This window comes from Flavobacterium branchiarum, assembly GCF_030409845.1.
In the GTDB taxonomy this organism is placed as follows: Bacteria; Bacteroidota; Bacteroidia; order Flavobacteriales; family Flavobacteriaceae; genus Flavobacterium; species Flavobacterium branchiarum.
On the sequence record NZ_JAUFQQ010000005.1, the window covers coordinates 528,148 to 545,898 of the forward strand.

A 17,751-nucleotide genomic window follows, 5' to 3' on the forward strand; every position below is an offset into this window, starting at 1 on the left:
CACATTTAGATAAATTATAGAAATACCAACAGATCATGAGTTTCATTAACAGTATTATTAAAGTCTTTGTAGGTGATAAATCACAAAAAGATGTCAAAGCTTTACAACCTTATTTAAACAAAATTAAAACTTTCGAAACTAGCTTAGCAGCTTTGTCTCATGACGAACTGAGAGCTAGAACTGCATTTTTTAAACAAAAGATAAAGGACGCAAGAGCCGAAAAAGATGCAAAAATCGCTTCTCTTAAAGCTGAAGTAGAAAGCATTGAAGATATCGACAAAAGAGAAGACATTTACGAAGCTATAGATACTTTAGAAAAAGAAGCTTACGAAATCTCAGAAAAAACTTTATTAGAAATCCTTCCTGAAGCGTTTTCTGTAGTAAAAGAAACGGCTCGTCGTTTTAAAGACAACTCACATATTGAAGTTACTGCTACTGCAAAAGACCGTGAACTTTCGGCTTCAAAAACATATATTGAGATAGATGGCGAAAAAGCTATCTGGGCTAATAAATGGAATGCTGCTGGTAAAGAGATTACATGGGACATGGTTCATTACGATGTTCAGTTAATTGGTGGTATGGTATTACACGAAGGAAAAGTTGCAGAGATGCAAACTGGTGAGGGTAAAACCTTGGTAGCTACTTTACCTCTTTATCTAAATGCCTTAACAGGAAACGGAGTGCACTTAGTAACGGTGAATGATTACTTGGCAAAACGTGATAGTACATGGAAAGCACCTTTATTTGAATTTCATGGTTTAACTGTTGATTGTATTGATAATCACCAACCAAGTTCTGAAGGAAGAAAGAAAGCATATGATGCTGATATTACTTACGGAACAAATAATGAATTTGGTTTTGACTACCTAAGAGACAATATGGCGCATTCGCCTAATGACTTGGTACAAAGAAAACACAATTATGCAATCGTCGATGAGGTCGATTCTGTATTAATTGATGATGCTAGAACTCCACTTATCATTTCTGGTCCAGTTCCTCAAGGAGACCGTCATGAATTTAACGAATTGAAACCAAAAATTGAAAACTTAGTAAGTTTACAACGCCAATTGGCAAATGGTTTCTTAGCTGAAGCTAAAAAATTAATAAAAGAAGGAAACACTAAAGATGGTGGTTTCTTATTATTAAGAGCTTACAGAAGTTTACCTAGAAATAAAGCTTTAATTAAATTTTTGAGTGAAGAAGGAATTAAACAATTGCTTCAAAAAACCGAAAATCAATACATGCAAGACAACAACCGTGACATGCATAAAATTGATGAGGCTTTATACTTTGTAATTGAAGAAAAAAATAATCAAGTAGAATTAACTGATAACGGAATCAAATTCCTTTCAGGAGATACAGATGCAGACTTTTTCGTATTACCGGATATCGGAACTGAAATTGCTGCTATCGAAAAACAAAAATTAGACAAAGACGCTGAAGCTGAAGCCAAAGAAAGATTATTTCAAGATTTTGGTGTAAAAAGCGAACGTATTCATACTTTAACGCAACTATTAAAAGCGTATGCTCTTTTTGAAAAAGACGTAGAATACGTTATCATGGACAACAAAATTATGATTGTCGATGAGCAAACAGGTCGTATCATGGATGGTCGTCGTTACTCAGACGGATTACACCAAGCGATTGAGGCTAAAGAAAATGTAAAAATTGAAGCTGCAACACAAACTTTTGCAACTGTTACTTTACAGAACTACTTCAGAATGTACAGCAAATTAGGCGGTATGACTGGTACTGCAGTAACAGAAGCTGGAGAGTTATGGCAAATTTACAAATTAGATGTAGTTGAGATTCCTACGAATCGTCCTATGGCTAGAATAGACAAAGAAGATTATATCTACAAAACTACACGTGAAAAATTCAATGCTGTAATCGAAGATGTAACAGAACTATCTAACGCAGGAAGACCAGTATTAATTGGAACAACATCGGTAGAAATCTCTGAATTATTAAGCCGTATGCTTAAAATGAGAGGTGTTGCACACAACGTATTGAACGCTAAAATGCACAAGCAAGAGGCACAAATTGTTGAGGAAGCAGGAAAACCAGGAGTAGTAACCATTGCAACCAATATGGCTGGTCGTGGTACCGATATTAAATTATCTCCAGAAGTAAAAGCTGCCGGAGGTTTAGCAATTATTGGTACAGAGCGTCATGATTCACGTCGTGTTGACAGACAGTTACGTGGTCGTGCTGGTCGTCAAGGTGACCCAGGAAGTTCTCAATTCTACGTATCTCTAGAAGATAACCTAATGCGTTTATTTGGTTCTGAAAGAGTAGCCAAAGTAATGGATAGAATGGGATTACAAGAAGGCGAAGTAATTCAGCATTCAATGATGACTAAATCTATTGAGCGTGCTCAAAAGAAAGTAGAAGAAAACAACTTCGGAGTTCGTAAACGTTTATTAGAATATGATGACGTTATGAATTCACAACGTGAAGTAGTTTACAAACGTCGTCGTCACGCTTTGTTTGGAGAGCGTTTAAAACTAGATATCGCAAACATGCTTTACGATACTTGTGAACTTATCGTAAACCAAAATAAAGCAACAAATGATTTTAAAAATTTCGAATTTGAATTAATTCGTTATTTCTCTATAACATCTCCAATAGCTGAAGCTGATTTTATCAAGTTAACAGAAAATGAGATTACAGGAAAATTATATAAAGAAACTTTAGCTTACTATACTGAAAAAACAGAGCGTAGCGCAAGAGAAGCTTTCCCTATCATTAAAGGAATTTACGAAGAGAAAAACAATCAATTTGAGCGCGTTGTAGTTCCATTTACAGATGGTATTAAAACATTAAATGTTGTTACAGATCTTAAAAAAGCATACGAAACTGAAGGTGCACAATTAGTTGCTGATTTCGAGAAAAACATCACTTTATCTATCGTTGATGAAGCTTGGAAAAAACACTTACGTAAAATGGACGAATTGAAACAATCTGTTCAATTAGCCGTTCACGAACAAAAAGATCCATTGCTTATCTATAAATTAGAAGCTTTTAACTTATTCCGTTCTATGCTGGATAACGTAAATAGAGAAGTAATTTCATTCTTATTCAAAGGTGATTTACCAGCTCAAAGCACTCCAGAAATTCAGGAAGCAAGAGAAGTTCGTCAAAAAGAAAATTACAAATTAAGTAAAGACGAAATCGAAAATAGTGAAGAGATTAACCGCGAAGCTGGAGAAACACAGCAACGTCAAGTTACCGAAACTATCGTAAGAGATATGCCAAAAATTAATCGTAATGATAATGTTACAGTTCAACAAGTTTCAACTGGAACTATCGAAACGATGAAATTCAAAAAAGCAGAAAGTTTATTAGCTTCTGGCGAATGGGTTATCGTAAAATAATAAAAGTATTCCGTTACAGTTCTCAATCTAGTACTGAAAACTGTGACAGAAACTACAAACTCAAAAATCCCCAATTACTATGTAGTTGGGGATTTTTTTATAGTTAAAATTTAGGTTCTGATACAGGATCAATTCTAAATGGAATAAAAAAAAAGATGCATAAGAGCATCTTGTAGTAAAATGATCGAGACTTCGAAAGAAGAGCCACAATCCAATTTTTGAATTTAATTTCTTTTAATAGCAAATAAATACTGCCAGTATAAATCACTAAGGCACTTGATTCACTCCCTTAGTACCTTAGTGATTTTATTTTTTTTTGAGTCTATCTAGGATTCTCTTCGAAATAACGAGCTTCAATTCGCTTGATATCTTTTATAGAACTTTTGGCCCAAGCCAAACGTTTTTCTAGAATTTCATCATCCGATAAATGCCAATCGATATCTGTATTTCGTAATCTACTTGTAAGGTTCTGAATGATTATTGCTGCCGATACAGAGATATTCAAACTCTCCGTAAAACCTACCATCGGGATTTTAAGAAATCCATCTGCTTTTTGCAAAATCTCTTCAGACAAGCCATCTCTTTCAGTACCAAAAAACAAAGCACTAGGTTTAGTAATATCAAAATCTTCTAGTAAACAATCATTTTCATGAGGTGTTGTGGCAATAATTTGATATCCTTTATTTTTTAATGTATCCACACAATTACTAATGCTATCAAATGTGTTGATGTCAACCCACTTTTGAGCTCCCATCGCAATTTCTTTGTCGATACTTTTACCATAACGTTGCTCGATAACATTAAGCTCCTGAATACCAAAAACTTCACAACTACGCATTACAGCACTAGTGTTATGCATCTGAAAAATATCTTCTACAGCTATAGTAAAGTGTTTAGTGCGGTTTTCTAGGACTTTTAAAAATTTTTCCTTTCGATTATCAGTAAGTATATTTTCTAGGAAAGCGAGGTAATCTAAATCAATCATTTCAATAATATTTGTGGCAAAAATACTAAAAACCCACATAATTAGTGCAATAAAAACAATCCTCTATCTTATATTAGCAACCAACGATTTAGCTATGCTATTATTTAATTTTTCATAGAGACTGTTTCCCTTAGTCAAATCAATTGCTAAAATCTCATTTACAAAAGAATCACCTTTAAAAGCAACATCTCCATTTTTTGAATGTCTTGTTAAGCGTTCACACATCTGATCAACTTCTTCCACAAAATAGTCTGCATCGATAAAAGATAAAAATCGCTCCAAAACAGATTTCATTCCTTCATTGTAATTATACAACGAAACATTTTTATCAGTCCCGTAAAAATCAAGATAAGACTGAAAATATTTTTCTAAAACTACAGCGCCGTATTGCTGAAAACTAATTGTTTGAATATCCTCTTCACTAATTCCAAAAATAGTTGCTGGCAACAAATTAGGAACCATATGCATTCCTTTTAATTTCGCATGGGATTGCAGCACTTCAGTTGGATTTCTATAAAGTAAAACAAAAGGCAATTCAGGAAAAATCGCTCTTAATTCGTTAATTTCGAATATATGCCAAGAATCCAATTTTACTATTAAATTCTTTTCTTCAACAAATCTTTTTTGCCCCAATAATGCTATTACTGATTTAATGAGAACTCTTTTTTTATCCAAATCAAAAAAATCACTTCTTATAATCTGATCAAGAATTGGAGCTTCAGAAACTACAATATTTTGAGGAGAAACTGCCAAAGACTGACACATCATTGTAGAACCACAACGAGACACATGAAACAATAATGATTTTAATGCTGCAGAAACCAATCCTACAGACCAATCAATAAGATTTTCTACACTACTTACTACCTTATATCTTGTTGAATTGTTATAATGCCCTTTACATTTCATTAGGGTTTCATCAAAAAAAGGATCTACATACCTTTTATCTCCTAAATAAATCCATTCAAAATATACTTTACTGTCTATCTCGACTAACTTATTGGGAATCCAATTTGAAAGAGGATGCGCTGCGTTTTCCATTGTATAAAATTAATTTTTCTTACAAGTCTATTATATGTTTCTAAATTTTCATTGCTATGTAAATATATACATTTTAGAAAAAACTAACTAAACAACAACTAATTAACTATAAAATTCCACAACAATTCGGACAAAAAACAAAAAAGAAATGAAGCGTAAATCTGCCAATTCATCACAATTAAATAAAGTCAAACATCAAATACACTTACAAAATTAAAAAAAAATTAGTACGTTTGTGAAAAATCAGAAAAATCTCATATAAAATTTTACAAAACTTAATTTCCTTCAATTAATTATTACTTCTTAAAAAAGGAAAATAAATTAATTTAAATATTTATAGAATCTATGATCAAAAAAAATCAATCACATTGTTTAATCGCTATCTTACTATGTCAGCCGTCTTGCAAATCAACAACCCCTCACCGTTTCTTCGATCTAGCGATACTGAACACTAATTTACTTAGCCAATTTGAGCCTCATTATTTTGGTAATCTGTTGGAAAAACATGCTCATGAAAATTCTAATAACACTACAAGTAAAAAAACAGGTGTTGAAGCACAAAAAGCTGTCGAGATTAAAATACAACATATAAAACAGGCATTAGCAAAAATTAAAGCACTTGATGCAAATAATGAAGAAAGAAAAGCAATAAAAGAAAACTCAATTGAATTGTTTGAAACGGCATTAGCTGTTCATAAAAAAGAATACCTAAAGTATGCCAAGCTTTGTGACCAAAAAAATACTTCGACAGAAAAAGAAACCTTATTAAAAAAAGTAGAAGAGGTGGATATGCCAAAGATTAACAACCTGATTGATTCACTTTACCAAAAAGGAAAAGTATTTGCCACTAAACATCAAATAAATGTAAAGTGGTAATAAAATATCATCTAAGTAGTTAACAGATAATATCTATAGCTCTTTAAAATATGATCATTAAGAAACAAATCACATCACATCAAATTATATTATCTACAATAAAACAATACAGTTTATTGGTTGAAACAGTTACTGATTCAGAATCAGTTTTAATTGTTAAATCTGCGTTTAAAGGAATTTCATAAACATCGCTTATCCCTGTAAAATTTCTGATTTTATTGCTATCACTATCTGGCAGCAATGCTTTTTTGTACAATCCTTTGGGATCTCTTTTAATTAAATTAGCTATAGAACTATCCAAGAAAACTGTTTTGACAAACTCATGTTGACCAATTTCATTCCGCAAATCTTCGTAAGGATTAATAACCGACATTAGAACGATAACTTCAGATTTAATAAACTCCTGACCTACATTAAAAAGTCGTCTCACATTTTCACATCTGTCATTTCTTGAAAATCCCAAGTCTTTGCAAAGGGTTTTTCTATAAATATCACCGTCAATTATTTCAACTTTGTATCCTTTTTCCAATAACAAACTCCCTACATTTTCTGCCAATGTAGTTTTTCCAGAGCCCGATAAACCTGTAAATTGTATTAATATCATTTAAATATCATCAAAAAATTAATTTTCTTTAGTACAACAAAGCAATACAAATCAAAGCTTTGTAATTGACTTATAGTAAAAATACTAAAAAAAACATCACTTTTATAAATTCATTCTTTACAAAATCAATAGCCCGTTATAATCATAAATTGACTAATTTTATTTTTTAGAATTAGATAAAAAATGAAAAAGAAACTAGTTATTTTAACTGGAGCTGGAATTAGTGCCGAAAGCGGTATTAAAACCTTTCGTGATAGTGATGGCCTTTGGGAAGGTCACGATGTAATGGATGTGGCGACTCCCGAAGGTTGGTATAGAAATCCCGAATTGGTTCTTGATTTTTACAATCAACGACGCAAACAACTCAAAGAAGTAGTGCCTAATTTGGGGCATATTATCTTAGCTGAACTCGAAAAAGATTTTGATGTGCATATCATAACTCAAAATGTCGATGATTTACACGAACGTGCAGGAAGCACAAAAGTTTTACATCTACATGGCGAATTACTTAAAGTACGAAGTTCACAAGATTCCAATTATATTTTAGATTGGCATGATGATTTATTTATGAGTCATTTAGATAAAAAAGGGAATCAACTTCGACCACATATCGTTTGGTTTGGAGAAGAAGTCCCGGCGCTCGAAGAAGCAATAGAAATTGCAGAACAAGCCGATTACTTTGCCGTAATAGGAACTTCTTTGCAAGTATATCCTGCAGCTGGATTGATCTCATACACTCCAGCAAATGCACCCGTTTTTTATATTGACCCTAAACCTATTAAAATTCCAAACTTGAGAAATAAAATTGAAGTTATTCCAGAAATAGCATCCAAAGGAATGGAAATATTAAAGTCGAAATTAGCTCAAATAACAAAATAGACAACAATAAGTATGCTTCTTGAAGAATCACTTGACCTATTATATTGTAACAAATATACTGTTATGGGAGTTTTCCTTATTGAAAATAGATTTTAACAACAAGCTTCCATTCGAACCATCATAAAAACGGGATACATAATTTTGGCTTTAATTTTACTATTTTGGATAAAAATTTTAAAGCAATCATTTAAAATTGCAATGTTTAACTATAATAACTTGCAACTAACTTTCAGAAGTTTTAACAATAACTTACATTTGCATCTTCAAAATTAACAACACAACAATGACTACTTTAAACGAATTGAATGCCATATCGCCAATTGACGGAAGATATAGAAACAAAACCCTTTCATTAGCGCCATTTTTCTCTGAAGAAGCGCTAATTAAATACCGGGTATTGATTGAAGTTGAATACTTTATAGCTTTATGCGAAGTGCCATTGCCACAACTTGCAAACGTAAATGCAGCTGTTTTTGAAAGCTTACGTAACATTTATAAAAACTTCTCTACAGAAGATGCCCTTTGGATAAAAGAAACAGAAAAAGTAACAAACCACGATGTAAAAGCTGTGGAGTACTTTATTAAAGATGCTTTTGAAAAATTAGGCCTATCTGAATATAAAGAATTTATCCACTTTGGGTTAACTTCTCAGGATATTAACAACACAGCTATTCCTCTTTCTACAAAAGAAGCTTTTGAAAGCGTATATATGCCTTCTTTGATTACGCTTACAGCCAAATTAAAAGAATTAAGCGTAGAATGGGCTGCTATCCCTATGCTTGCTCGTACTCACGGACAACCAGCCTCTCCTACTCGTTTAGGTAAAGAAATTGGTGTTTTTGTAGAGCGTATCGAAGAGCAAATGCGTTTGTTATTTAATATCCCATTTGCAGCCAAATTTGGTGGAGCAACAGGAAACTACAATGCACACCATGTTGCATATCCACAAATTGACTGGAAAAAATTTGGTGGTAATTTTGTAGAAAACACACTAGGACTACACCACTCGTTTCCAACTACACAAATAGAACATTATGATCATTTTGCTGCATTTTTTGATGCATTAAAAAGAATCAACAACATAATAATTGATTTAGACAGAGATATTTGGACGTATGTTTCAATGGAATATTTCAAACAAAAAATTAAAGCAGGCGAAATTGGTTCATCGGCTATGCCACATAAAGTTAATCCTATTGATTTTGAAAACTCAGAAGGAAACCTAGGAATTGCTAATGCTATTTTCGAACACCTTTCGGCTAAACTACCAATCTCAAGATTACAACGTGATTTAACAGATAGTACTGTTTTAAGAAATGTTGGTGTGCCAATTGGTCACACTATAATTGCTTTTGAAGCTACATTAAAAGGATTGAACAAATTACTTTTAAATGAATCAAAATTCCACGAAGATTTAGAAAAAAACTGGGCGGTTGTTGCAGAAGCAATTCAAACAATTTTACGTCGTGAAGCCTATCCAAATCCTTATGAAGCACTAAAAGGCCTTACTAGAACAAATGAAGCAATTGATAAAAATGCTATCCACAGTTTTATTGCGACATTAGATGTTTCGGAAGAAATCAAAGCGGAGCTGATGAAAATTACTCCTAGCAACTTTTTAGGAATATAAAACACTCTTATTCAGACAAAAATCTCGTTATTTATAGTTAGTTTTACTATAAATAACGAGATTTTTTTTTAATAAAATTTCATTATTTTTATATTTTGAAATCCGATTACTTTCATCTTTTTTTATTTTTTGCTACCTTACAACAATTCAAAAATTAAACACAAAAAAAGTACCTGCCTATGAGTCCTACAGAGACTGTAACGAATGCCACCCAACATTTAGAACCCTTAATTAGTGACTTAGGATTAATCCTAATGACAGCTGGGATAGCTGTGCTAATCTTTAAAAAACTAAAACAGCCTTTGGTTCTAGGCTACTTAATAGCAGGATTTTTAGCAGGAAATCATTTTGATTTTTTCCCTTCTATAAAAGATATAAAAAGCGTAGAAGTTTGGGCCGAAATTGGGGTTATCTTTTTGTTGTTTAGTCTGGGGCTAGAATTTAGCTTTAAGAAATTAATGAAAGTTGGAGGAACCTCCTCCATCACCGCTATAACACAAATTTTGTCCATGACCCTCGTCGGTTATTGTGTTGGACAATGGATGGGCTGGGGTAAAATGGATAGCATTTTTCTTGGAGCAACACTCTCTATTTCATCTACAACAATTATCATTCGTGCGTTTGACGAATTGGGAGTTAAAGGAAAAAAGTTTGTAGGGATTGTATTTGGAGCATTAATTGTTGAAGATATTGTCGCTATTTTAATGTTAGTTTTATTATCAACGATAGCCGTTAGCGATCAGGTTTCTGGTGGTGAATTGCTACGATCAGTTTTAAAATTAGTTTTCTTTTTAATCATTTGGTTTTTAGGGGGAATCTTTATAATTCCAACTATTCTAAAAAAAGCAAAACACCTTTTGACTGATGAAATGTTACTAATAATTTCATTAGCACTTTGTTTAATGATGGTTATGTTTGCTGCAAATGTAGGCTTCTCACCCGCTCTAGGTGCTTTTATTATGGGATCTATTATTGCAGAAACTACGCAGGCAGAAAAAATAGAGCATTTGATTCAACCAGTAAAAGATCTTTTTGGTGCTGTTTTCTTTGTATCAGTTGGAATGTTAATCAATCCAGACACATTAATTACTTACGCATTACCAGTTGCTCTTATTACTCTTATTACTATTTTCGGAAAAGCAATTAGTTCTTCAATTGGAGCTTTATTATCAGGGCAACCTCTTAAACAATCAGTACAAACTGGGATGAGTTTGGCTCAAATTGGAGAGTTCTCATTTATCATAGCTACTCTAGGAATGACACTAAAGGTTACCAGCGATTTCTTATACCCGATAATTGTGGCAGTATCAGCTATAACAACATTTACAACGCCTTTTTTAATTAAGTATTCAGATCCTTTTTCTGAATTCTTAGAACGAAAACTACCCAAAAGATGGATCAAAAACATCAACCGTTATAGTGTCAATGCACAAGCTATAAAATCGGTTAGCACTTGGCAGATTGTATTTCGTGCTTCGATAACACAAATTATATTGCACTCTATTATTATTACAGCCATTATTTTATTATCGGCAAAGTTTGTTGCTCCATTAGTAGCAGATACCCGTTTCGGAAATACGTTGGCTGCATTAATTACTTTAGTTGTAATTGCACCATTTTTATGGGCGCTTTCGTTACGCCGTGTAAAAGTAAATGAAGTTGAAACTTTATGGGAAGAACGAAAATACCGTGGAGCTCTTTTAATGTTAATCTTAATCAGAATGAGCCTTGGTTTATTCTTTGTTGGTTTCCTATTAAACATTTTCTTCTCTCCTTTGGTTGCCTTTATTGCCTTAGTTATAGCCATTACCTGTTACCAATTTTTCCCCAAGAAACTAAATGAGCAATACCATAAAATAGAAAGTCATTTCTTAAAAAACCTTAACGATAGAGAATCTACTAAAATAGATAGAAAGTATGCTAATTTAACACCTTGGGATGGACACATGTCGATATTTGAAATTGCAAAAGAATCTAATCTAGCTGGAAAAACACTAGAAGAATTGAAGATTAGGGAAGAATTGGGAATCAATATTGCCTTTATAAGACGAGGTGACATCACTATACAAATTCCAACAAAAACAGAACGGTTATTTCCTGGAGATGAGATATGTGTTATTGGTACTGATGCGCAAGTAAATGAATTTAAAGACTATCTAACCAAAAACGAAATAGAAATTCCTCAAGCAGTTGAAGAATCAGAGATTGTTTTAAACCAACTAGAACTATCCGATGATCAGTTTGCTAAAAAAAGCATTAGTGAATTTAGACATCAAACAAACGCTTTGGTCGTTGGAATTGAAAGAAACGGTAAACGAATCCTTAATCCAGAATCGCAGTTAATTTTGGAAAAAGATGATATCATTTGGGTTGTTGGAGACAAAAAACGAATGAAGAATTTCGGAAAAAAAGTATAACACAAAAAAAAGGTATAATGAGAATTATACCTTTTTTATTTTACCACCTTGGATTCGCAAAAATGACATTCAACACATAGAAACATAGTTCCGATAGCTATCGAAATAGAATTCACAACCAAAGGTGACTAAGAAAAATAGATTTTTCCTGCATAGCCTTATGTGTTTTATCCTAAGTTAAACGTCTTTTTTAGGCTTTACCAAGCTATGTGTCTATGTGTTAAAGCAATCTCTCCAACGAGTTATTAATGTAAACCTACTTATTAGGCTGAGGAGTCATCCTTAAATAGGGTTTTATCGGATTGTGCCCTTTTGGAAACTTAGCTGGAATATCACTATCAGGAATTGATGGAGATATAACTACATCTTCACCATCTTTCCAGTTTGCTGGTGTTGCCACACTATAGTTTGCAGTTAATTGCAAACTATCAATAACACGAAGTAATTCATCAAAATTTCTTCCTGTCGAAGCAGGATAAGTCAATGTTAGTTTAATCTTCTTATCGTTTCCAATAATAAAAACCGAACGAACAGTAAATTTATCACTTGCATTTGGGTGTAACATATCATATAAATTGGCAACTTTTTTGTCTTCGTCGGCAATAATAGGGAAATTTACAGTCGTATTTTGAGTCTCGTTAATATCTTTAATCCATTTTAAATGCGATTCTAAACCATCTACACTTAGAGCAATAACCTTTACATTTCTTTTTACAAATTCTGGGTAGTAATTAGCCACAGTTCCTAACTCTGTAGTACAAACTGGGGTAAAATCTGCAGGATGCGAAAATAACACTCCCCAAGAATCTCCTAACCATTCATGAAATTTTATATGTCCTTGTGTTGTATCTGCTTCAAAATCTGGAGCTATATCTCCTAATCGTAGTGTTGCCATGAGTATTTATTTAAAATTTTAATTAAAAATAACTAAAAAAAGGACAAGGAAAACATTAGACCTCATAAAAAAATTATAAAGTTGATAGACTTACTAGAATTAGATTTTCTTTTTCATATTAGGTAAGAAATAAGTAAGAACACCAATTAAAGGCAAATACGAACTTATTTTAAACACATATTCAATAGTAGTCTGATCGGCTACATAACCTAAAATTGCTGAACCTAGTCCTCCCATTCCAAAAGCAAATCCAAAGAACAATCCCGAAATCATTCCCACTTTACCCGGTTTTAATTCTTGTGCAAAAACCAAAATAGCCGAAAATGCAGATGCTATTACCACTCCAATAATTACAGATAATACTCCTGTCCAAAAAAGATTAGCATAAGGCAATAGCAACGTAAATGGTGCCGCTCCTAGTATAGAAATCCAAATGATATACTTTCTACCAAAACGATCACCTAAAGGACCGCCTATTAATGTCCCTGCAGCAACAGATGCCAAGAAAACAAATAAATAAAATTGTGAATCTTGAATACTCATTCCAAACTTATCAATTAAATAGAAAGTGAAATAACTAGACATACTTGCCATATAAAAGAACTTAGAAAAAATAAGCATCAATAAAACAACAATTGAAATAGTTATTTTTTTATTTGACAAAGGAACCGTTGCTTCTTCTGAAGTTATTTTATTAGCAGCTCTCAAGTTCATATGATTCTCATACCAAACTGCAATTCTAGATAAAATAATAATTCCTAATATTCCCGCTATAACAAACCAAACAACATGTGATTGTCCATAAGGAGCAACTACTAAAGCAACCAATAATGGTCCTATAGCGCTACCAGCATTTCCACCTAATTGAAAAATGGACTGTGCCAAACCACGCTTTCCTCCTGAACCTAAAAAGGCAACTCTAGAAGCCTCGGGGTGAAATATCGAAGAACCAATACCTACTAATCCAACTGCTATTAATAACATCCAAAATTCATTAGATACCGATAATAAGCATAAACCAGAAATTGTAAAAATCATACCTATAACTAAGGAATAAGGCATTGGTTTTTTATCCGTATAAAACCCAATAAAAGGTTGTAATAAAGACGCAGTAAGCTGAAAAACGAAAGTAATTAATCCAACTTGAGTAAAATTTAAATTAAAATTATCCTTTAATATTGGATAAGTTGCAGGGATTACTGCTTGCATTAAATCATTTAATAAATGGGCAAATGCTATAGAAAACAATACAGAATAAACTGTTTTTTGGGCTAAAACCGAACCATCGATTGTTGCTGTATTACTAGAGGAACTCATAATAAAATAGAACTAAAAATTAATATATAAACTAAATAAAACTCAAAATAAAATACCAAAACGCAAGTGTAACAAACGAAATTGGAATTCCGAAACCAATCATCATACTACTCAATCGAGGTTTTAAACCATACGTAGAAGCCAATATACTTCCGGTAATCATTGGCGCCATAGCCATTTCCATAATTGTAACTTTAATTACTGAAGAATTTTGCTTTAAAATAAAGACATACAATACTAGAAACAATAGTGGTGTGATGATCAGTTTAAAAAACAGACCAAAAGTTAAAAACCCCCAATGCTTACTGTTTTTTTCAAAACGAAGTTGCAAACCTACAGAAAGCAAAGCAAGAGGTGTAACTAAACTTCCTAATTTTTGAAACACAAACTGTAGATCTATATCGAAATCATAACCTAAAACGTTCATAAAACAGGCAATGACAAAGGTAATAAAAGGAGGAAAAAACAAAATTTTCTTTGTAATTGCCTTCGCATCTGGACTTCCTTTTGAAAAAAAAGCTGCTACAAAAACACCTAAAGTCGAAATTACAACAAAAGACCCCGGCTGATCGACTAAAATAGCTGTTTGGAGTCCTTGTTTACCATACAAAGCTTCTATTATGGGATAGCCTAAAAAAGAGGTATTACTCAATCCTGCAGTAAGAATTAAGCATCCTATTAGCTTATTAGACCAACCATATTTCTTTCCTAAAAATGAAAAAAGTAAAAACGCAACAACAAAGCTAATCCATGCTGCCCCTATAGGAAACAACAATTCAGTACTCCATTTTATCTTTGGGATAAAATACAATGCCAAAGCTGGAAGGCATAAATAAATTACGATTTTATTTAAGGTTTTGTAAATGTGTACTGGAAAACCTTTGATATTTTGCAATATAAGTCCGGCGGTAATAAAAACGAAAATTAAAATAAAGTTGCTCATCTTCAGTAAAAAAACAAAAATACTACTTAATATCTTCTTAAATTATTTAATTTTAAAGTAAATTATTTTGTCCGTTTAATATAAACCTGTAAATTTGTAACATATTTTATTACAGTATGATTTCAGGTAAATTTGCCATAACGACACATATTCTTACGCTACTCTCTAAGTTCCCCAATGATTACTTGTCATCGGAGTACATTGCGGGGAGCATAAATTTGAATCCTGTTTTGGTGAGGAAAGAAATTTCTAACCTAAAAAAGAATCATATTGTAGAGAGTAAAGAAGGTAAAAACGGAGGTACAAGATTATTAAAACCTGCTTCTGAAATTACCTTGCTTGACATTTTTAAAATGACTTTTGACACTGTAAATCTAGGTTATGCTAAAAATCAGCCCAATCCAGATTGCCCTGTCGGTAAGAAAATAAACGAAAATCTAGACTTATTATATACTGATATCAATGAGAAAATAAATACTGAATTAAGTACAATTACATTAGAAAATTTTTCAAATCAGTTTTAATCTATTTTTTTACACTAAACTGTAACATTTTTTATTACTAATAAAACAAATATATTATGAAAATCGCAATTATCGGAGCAACAGGTTTTGTTGGCTCAACTATCTTAAATGAATTAGCAAACCGCAAACACGAAATCACTGCTATCGCAAGAACCCCAAAAGATGCTTCTAATGTAAAATGGGTAACGGCAGATATATTCAACACTAGCGAATTAGCTACAATACTACAAGGAAATGATGTTGTAATTAGTGCTTTTAATCCTGGCTGGACAAACCCAAATCTTTATGATGATTTTATTGCAGGTTCTAAATCTATTCAAGAAGCTGTAAAACAATCAGGAGTAAAACGTTTTATTACAATTGGAGGCGGAGGAAGTCTATTTGTAGCTCCTAATTTGCAAGCTGTAGACACACCTGATTTTCCAAAAGAATATTATGCAGGAGCTTCAGCAGCTAGAGATTATTTGAATATTATAAAAGAAGAGAAAGACTTAGATTGGGCATTTTTTAGTCCAGCCTTCGAAATGCATCCAGGAATCACTACAGGAAGAACTGGTAAATATCGTTTAGGATTAGAGAATCCTGTTTTTGATGAAAACCAAAGAAGTATTTTATCTGTAGAAGATTTAGCTGTAGTTATTGCTGATGAAGTAGAATCTCCTAAACACCATCAAGTTCGTTTTACTGCTGCATATTAATCACACCGGTATTAAACAAATTCACAAAAAACAGTTTCGAAAGCTATATTCTACTTTTGAAACTGTTTTTGTTTTGATTACTTTTACCCTTCAAAATTAAAGAGTTTGTCAACACATAAAAAACAAGGAAGTAGCTTAAATGAAAAGCCTGGAATTTCGCAACCTGAAATCACCAGTGGTGCATCAATTGAGCAAATTCAACGTTTTAGACGAATTCAACCTACTGCACAAGAATTAGTTTCTGGTATTTTATCAGGAAACATAACTGCTTTAAGTAGAGCAATTACACTTATAGAAAGTACCAACCCTGACCATCTAGCCAAAGCAAATGAAATAATCAATAGTTGCCTACCGCATGCCAACCGATCGGTACGAATAGGAATTACAGGTGTTCCAGGCGTTGGAAAAAGTACTTTTATAGAAGCTTTTGGTAAACAACTAACTGGATTAGGGAAAAAATTAGCTGTATTAGCAGTCGATCCAAGTAGTTCGTTTTCGCACGGAAGTATTCTTGGCGATAAAACCCGAATGGAAGAACTTGTTAAAGATGAAAATGCTTTTATAAGACCTAGTGCCTCTGGAGAAACTCTTGGAGGCGTTGCTCGTAAAACCAGAGAAACTATTATACTTTGTGAAGCGGCTGGATTTGATACCATTTTAATCGAAACTGTTGGTGTTGGACAAAGCGAAACTGCTGTTCATAGCATGGTCGATTTTTTCTTACTGCTTAAAATTGCTGGTGCTGGCGATGAGCTACAAGGCATTAAAAGGGGAATTATGGAAATGGCAGACGCTATTGTAATTAATAAAGCCGATGGCGACAATATTAAGAAAGCAAGACTTGCCAAAACGGAGTTTAATAGAGCGTTGCATTTATTCCCTGCCAAAAAATCAGGATGGCAACCTACCGTATCTACTTGTAGTGCTATCACACACGAAGGAATCCCCGAAGTCTGGCAAACGATTCTTGATTATCTTGATATGGCAAAAAAGTCGCATTATTTTCAAGAAAAGAGAAAAGAGCAGAATCAATTTTGGATGATGGAAACTATAAACGAACAATTAAAAAATAATTTTTATAATCATCCCGAAATCATAACTGAACTAGATAAAAACAAAAAAGCGGTACAAAATGATGAAGTCTCTCCTTTTGCAGCTGCGAGTATTTTATTGGAATTGTTTCAAAAAAGGTCCTAAGGCCTAAGGTTCTGAGGTACTAAGTAAAAAAAACTAAGGTTCAAAGGAACAGAGCAACAAAGCGATAAAGGTTTTAAAAAAAGGTTCTAAGATACTAAGCATCTGAATTAAAAATCAGACTAAACTTAGTACCTCAGAACCTTAGTGTCTTAGTATCTACTTAAAAACCTTTGCACCTCTGAACCTTTGTACCTCAAAATTCAGACTAAACTTAGTACCTCAGAACCTTAGTATCTTAGTAACTTCTTAAAAAAACCTTTGAAGCTTTGCACCTCTGAACCTCTGTGCCTCTCCTCTAAATAAAAAAAGTCCTAAGAAACTAAGCATCTGAATTAAAAATCAGACTAAACTTAGTACCTCAGAACCTT

At 32.8% G+C, this 17,751-nt stretch carries 14 protein-coding genes; 8 read left to right on the top strand and 6 right to left on the bottom strand.

The window, feature by feature from the left end; translation table 11 throughout:
- Positions 1-35: 35 nt before the first annotated feature.
- On the top strand, positions 36-3,377 hold the full coding sequence (gene secA, locus QWY99_RS14285; protein WP_290266257.1) for a preprotein translocase subunit SecA: 3,342 nt from the start codon (positions 36-38) through the stop codon (positions 3,375-3,377).
- A gap of 322 nt (positions 3,378-3,699) precedes the next feature.
- Here secA and QWY99_RS14290 read toward each other — a convergent pair whose 3' ends face one another.
- Positions 3,700-4,362: a TrmH family RNA methyltransferase gene (locus QWY99_RS14290; protein ID WP_290266258.1), complete on the bottom strand. Its 663-nt coding sequence runs from the start codon at positions 4,360-4,362 to the stop codon at positions 3,700-3,702.
- A gap of 63 nt (positions 4,363-4,425) precedes the next feature.
- On the bottom strand, positions 4,426-5,403 hold the full coding sequence (locus QWY99_RS14295; protein WP_290266259.1) for a sulfotransferase family protein: 978 nt from the start codon (positions 5,401-5,403) through the stop codon (positions 4,426-4,428).
- 345 nt (positions 5,404-5,748) lie between these two features.
- On the opposite strand from QWY99_RS14295, the gene QWY99_RS14300 reads away from it, so the two are divergent.
- Positions 5,749-6,279 (top strand): hypothetical protein, encoded by a 531-nt coding sequence (locus QWY99_RS14300; protein ID WP_290266260.1) that lies wholly within the window; start codon positions 5,749-5,751, stop codon positions 6,277-6,279.
- A 79-nt stretch (positions 6,280-6,358) separates the two neighbouring features.
- Here the strand turns inward: QWY99_RS14300 and cysC are convergent, their stop codons facing one another.
- The gene (cysC, locus tag QWY99_RS14305) at positions 6,359-6,883 is read right to left on the bottom strand and encodes an adenylyl-sulfate kinase (protein WP_290266261.1); all 525 of its coding nucleotides are present in this window, start codon (positions 6,881-6,883) and stop codon (positions 6,359-6,361) included.
- Between the two features lie 183 nt (positions 6,884-7,066).
- On the opposite strand from cysC, the gene QWY99_RS14310 reads away from it, so the two are divergent.
- The 3 genes from QWY99_RS14310 to QWY99_RS14320 all read left to right on the top strand — a co-directional run bounded on the left by QWY99_RS14310 (position 7,067) and on the right by QWY99_RS14320 (position 11,809).
- Positions 7,067-7,762: an SIR2 family NAD-dependent protein deacylase gene (locus QWY99_RS14310; RefSeq protein ID WP_290266262.1), complete on the top strand. Its 696-nt coding sequence runs from the start codon at positions 7,067-7,069 to the stop codon at positions 7,760-7,762.
- A 283-nt stretch (positions 7,763-8,045) separates the two neighbouring features.
- A complete protein-coding gene (purB, locus tag QWY99_RS14315) occupies positions 8,046-9,392 on the top strand; it encodes an adenylosuccinate lyase (RefSeq protein ID WP_290266263.1) in 1,347 nt (448 codons plus the stop codon).
- 179 nt (positions 9,393-9,571) lie between these two features.
- Positions 9,572-11,809 (top strand): cation:proton antiporter, encoded by a 2,238-nt coding sequence (locus QWY99_RS14320; RefSeq protein ID WP_290266264.1) that lies wholly within the window; start codon positions 9,572-9,574, stop codon positions 11,807-11,809.
- Between the two features lie 256 nt (positions 11,810-12,065).
- Here the strand turns inward: QWY99_RS14320 and QWY99_RS14325 are convergent, their stop codons facing one another.
- The 3 genes from QWY99_RS14325 to QWY99_RS14335 form a co-directional block, all read right to left on the bottom strand.
- A complete protein-coding gene (locus QWY99_RS14325; protein ID WP_290266265.1) occupies positions 12,066-12,704 on the bottom strand; it encodes a peroxiredoxin in 639 nt (212 codons plus the stop codon).
- Between the two features lie 99 nt (positions 12,705-12,803).
- Positions 12,804-14,021 (bottom strand): MFS transporter, encoded by a 1,218-nt coding sequence (locus QWY99_RS14330; RefSeq protein WP_290266266.1) that lies wholly within the window; start codon positions 14,019-14,021, stop codon positions 12,804-12,806.
- A 31-nt stretch (positions 14,022-14,052) separates the two neighbouring features.
- Positions 14,053-14,964, bottom strand: coding sequence for an AEC family transporter (locus tag QWY99_RS14335; protein WP_290266267.1), 912 nt, complete (start codon positions 14,962-14,964; stop codon positions 14,053-14,055).
- Positions 14,965-15,080: 116 nt separating this feature from the next.
- Between QWY99_RS14335 and QWY99_RS14340 the strand changes: the two genes are divergently transcribed.
- The 3 genes from QWY99_RS14340 to meaB all read left to right on the top strand — a co-directional run bounded on the left by QWY99_RS14340 (position 15,081) and on the right by meaB (position 17,383).
- The gene (locus QWY99_RS14340) at positions 15,081-15,488 is read left to right on the top strand and encodes an Rrf2 family transcriptional regulator (RefSeq protein ID WP_290266268.1); all 408 of its coding nucleotides are present in this window, start codon (positions 15,081-15,083) and stop codon (positions 15,486-15,488) included.
- Positions 15,489-15,544: 56 nt separating this feature from the next.
- Entirely contained in the window at positions 15,545-16,186 is a 642-nt protein-coding gene (locus tag QWY99_RS14345) for an NAD(P)-dependent oxidoreductase (RefSeq protein WP_290266269.1), read from the top strand.
- A gap of 105 nt (positions 16,187-16,291) precedes the next feature.
- Positions 16,292-17,383: a methylmalonyl Co-A mutase-associated GTPase MeaB gene (gene meaB, locus QWY99_RS14350; RefSeq protein ID WP_290266270.1), complete on the top strand. Its 1,092-nt coding sequence runs from the start codon at positions 16,292-16,294 to the stop codon at positions 17,381-17,383.
- Positions 17,384-17,751 lie beyond the last annotated feature (368 nt).

Excerpts from the sequence above, each read along its gene's own strand:
- secA (WP_290266257.1), top strand. The coding sequence starts at position 36 with ATGAGTTTCATTAACAGTATTATTAAAGTCTTTGTAGGTGATAAATCA.
- QWY99_RS14290 (WP_290266258.1), bottom strand. The coding sequence starts at position 4,362 with ATGATTGATTTAGATTACCTCGCTTTCCTAGAAAATATACTTACTGAT.
- QWY99_RS14295 (WP_290266259.1), bottom strand. The coding sequence starts at position 5,403 with ATGGAAAACGCAGCGCATCCTCTTTCAAATTGGATTCCCAATAAGTTA.
- QWY99_RS14300 (WP_290266260.1), top strand. The coding sequence starts at position 5,749 with ATGATCAAAAAAAATCAATCACATTGTTTAATCGCTATCTTACTATGT.
- cysC (WP_290266261.1), bottom strand. The coding sequence starts at position 6,883 with ATGATATTAATACAATTTACAGGTTTATCGGGCTCTGGAAAAACTACA.
- QWY99_RS14310 (WP_290266262.1), top strand. The coding sequence starts at position 7,067 with ATGAAAAAGAAACTAGTTATTTTAACTGGAGCTGGAATTAGTGCCGAA.
- purB (WP_290266263.1), top strand. The coding sequence starts at position 8,046 with ATGACTACTTTAAACGAATTGAATGCCATATCGCCAATTGACGGAAGA.
- QWY99_RS14320 (WP_290266264.1), top strand. The coding sequence starts at position 9,572 with ATGAGTCCTACAGAGACTGTAACGAATGCCACCCAACATTTAGAACCC.
- QWY99_RS14325 (WP_290266265.1), bottom strand. The coding sequence starts at position 12,704 with ATGGCAACACTACGATTAGGAGATATAGCTCCAGATTTTGAAGCAGAT.
- QWY99_RS14330 (WP_290266266.1), bottom strand. The coding sequence starts at position 14,021 with ATGAGTTCCTCTAGTAATACAGCAACAATCGATGGTTCGGTTTTAGCC.
- QWY99_RS14335 (WP_290266267.1), bottom strand. The coding sequence starts at position 14,964 with ATGAGCAACTTTATTTTAATTTTCGTTTTTATTACCGCCGGACTTATA.
- QWY99_RS14340 (WP_290266268.1), top strand. The coding sequence starts at position 15,081 with ATGATTTCAGGTAAATTTGCCATAACGACACATATTCTTACGCTACTC.
- QWY99_RS14345 (WP_290266269.1), top strand. The coding sequence starts at position 15,545 with ATGAAAATCGCAATTATCGGAGCAACAGGTTTTGTTGGCTCAACTATC.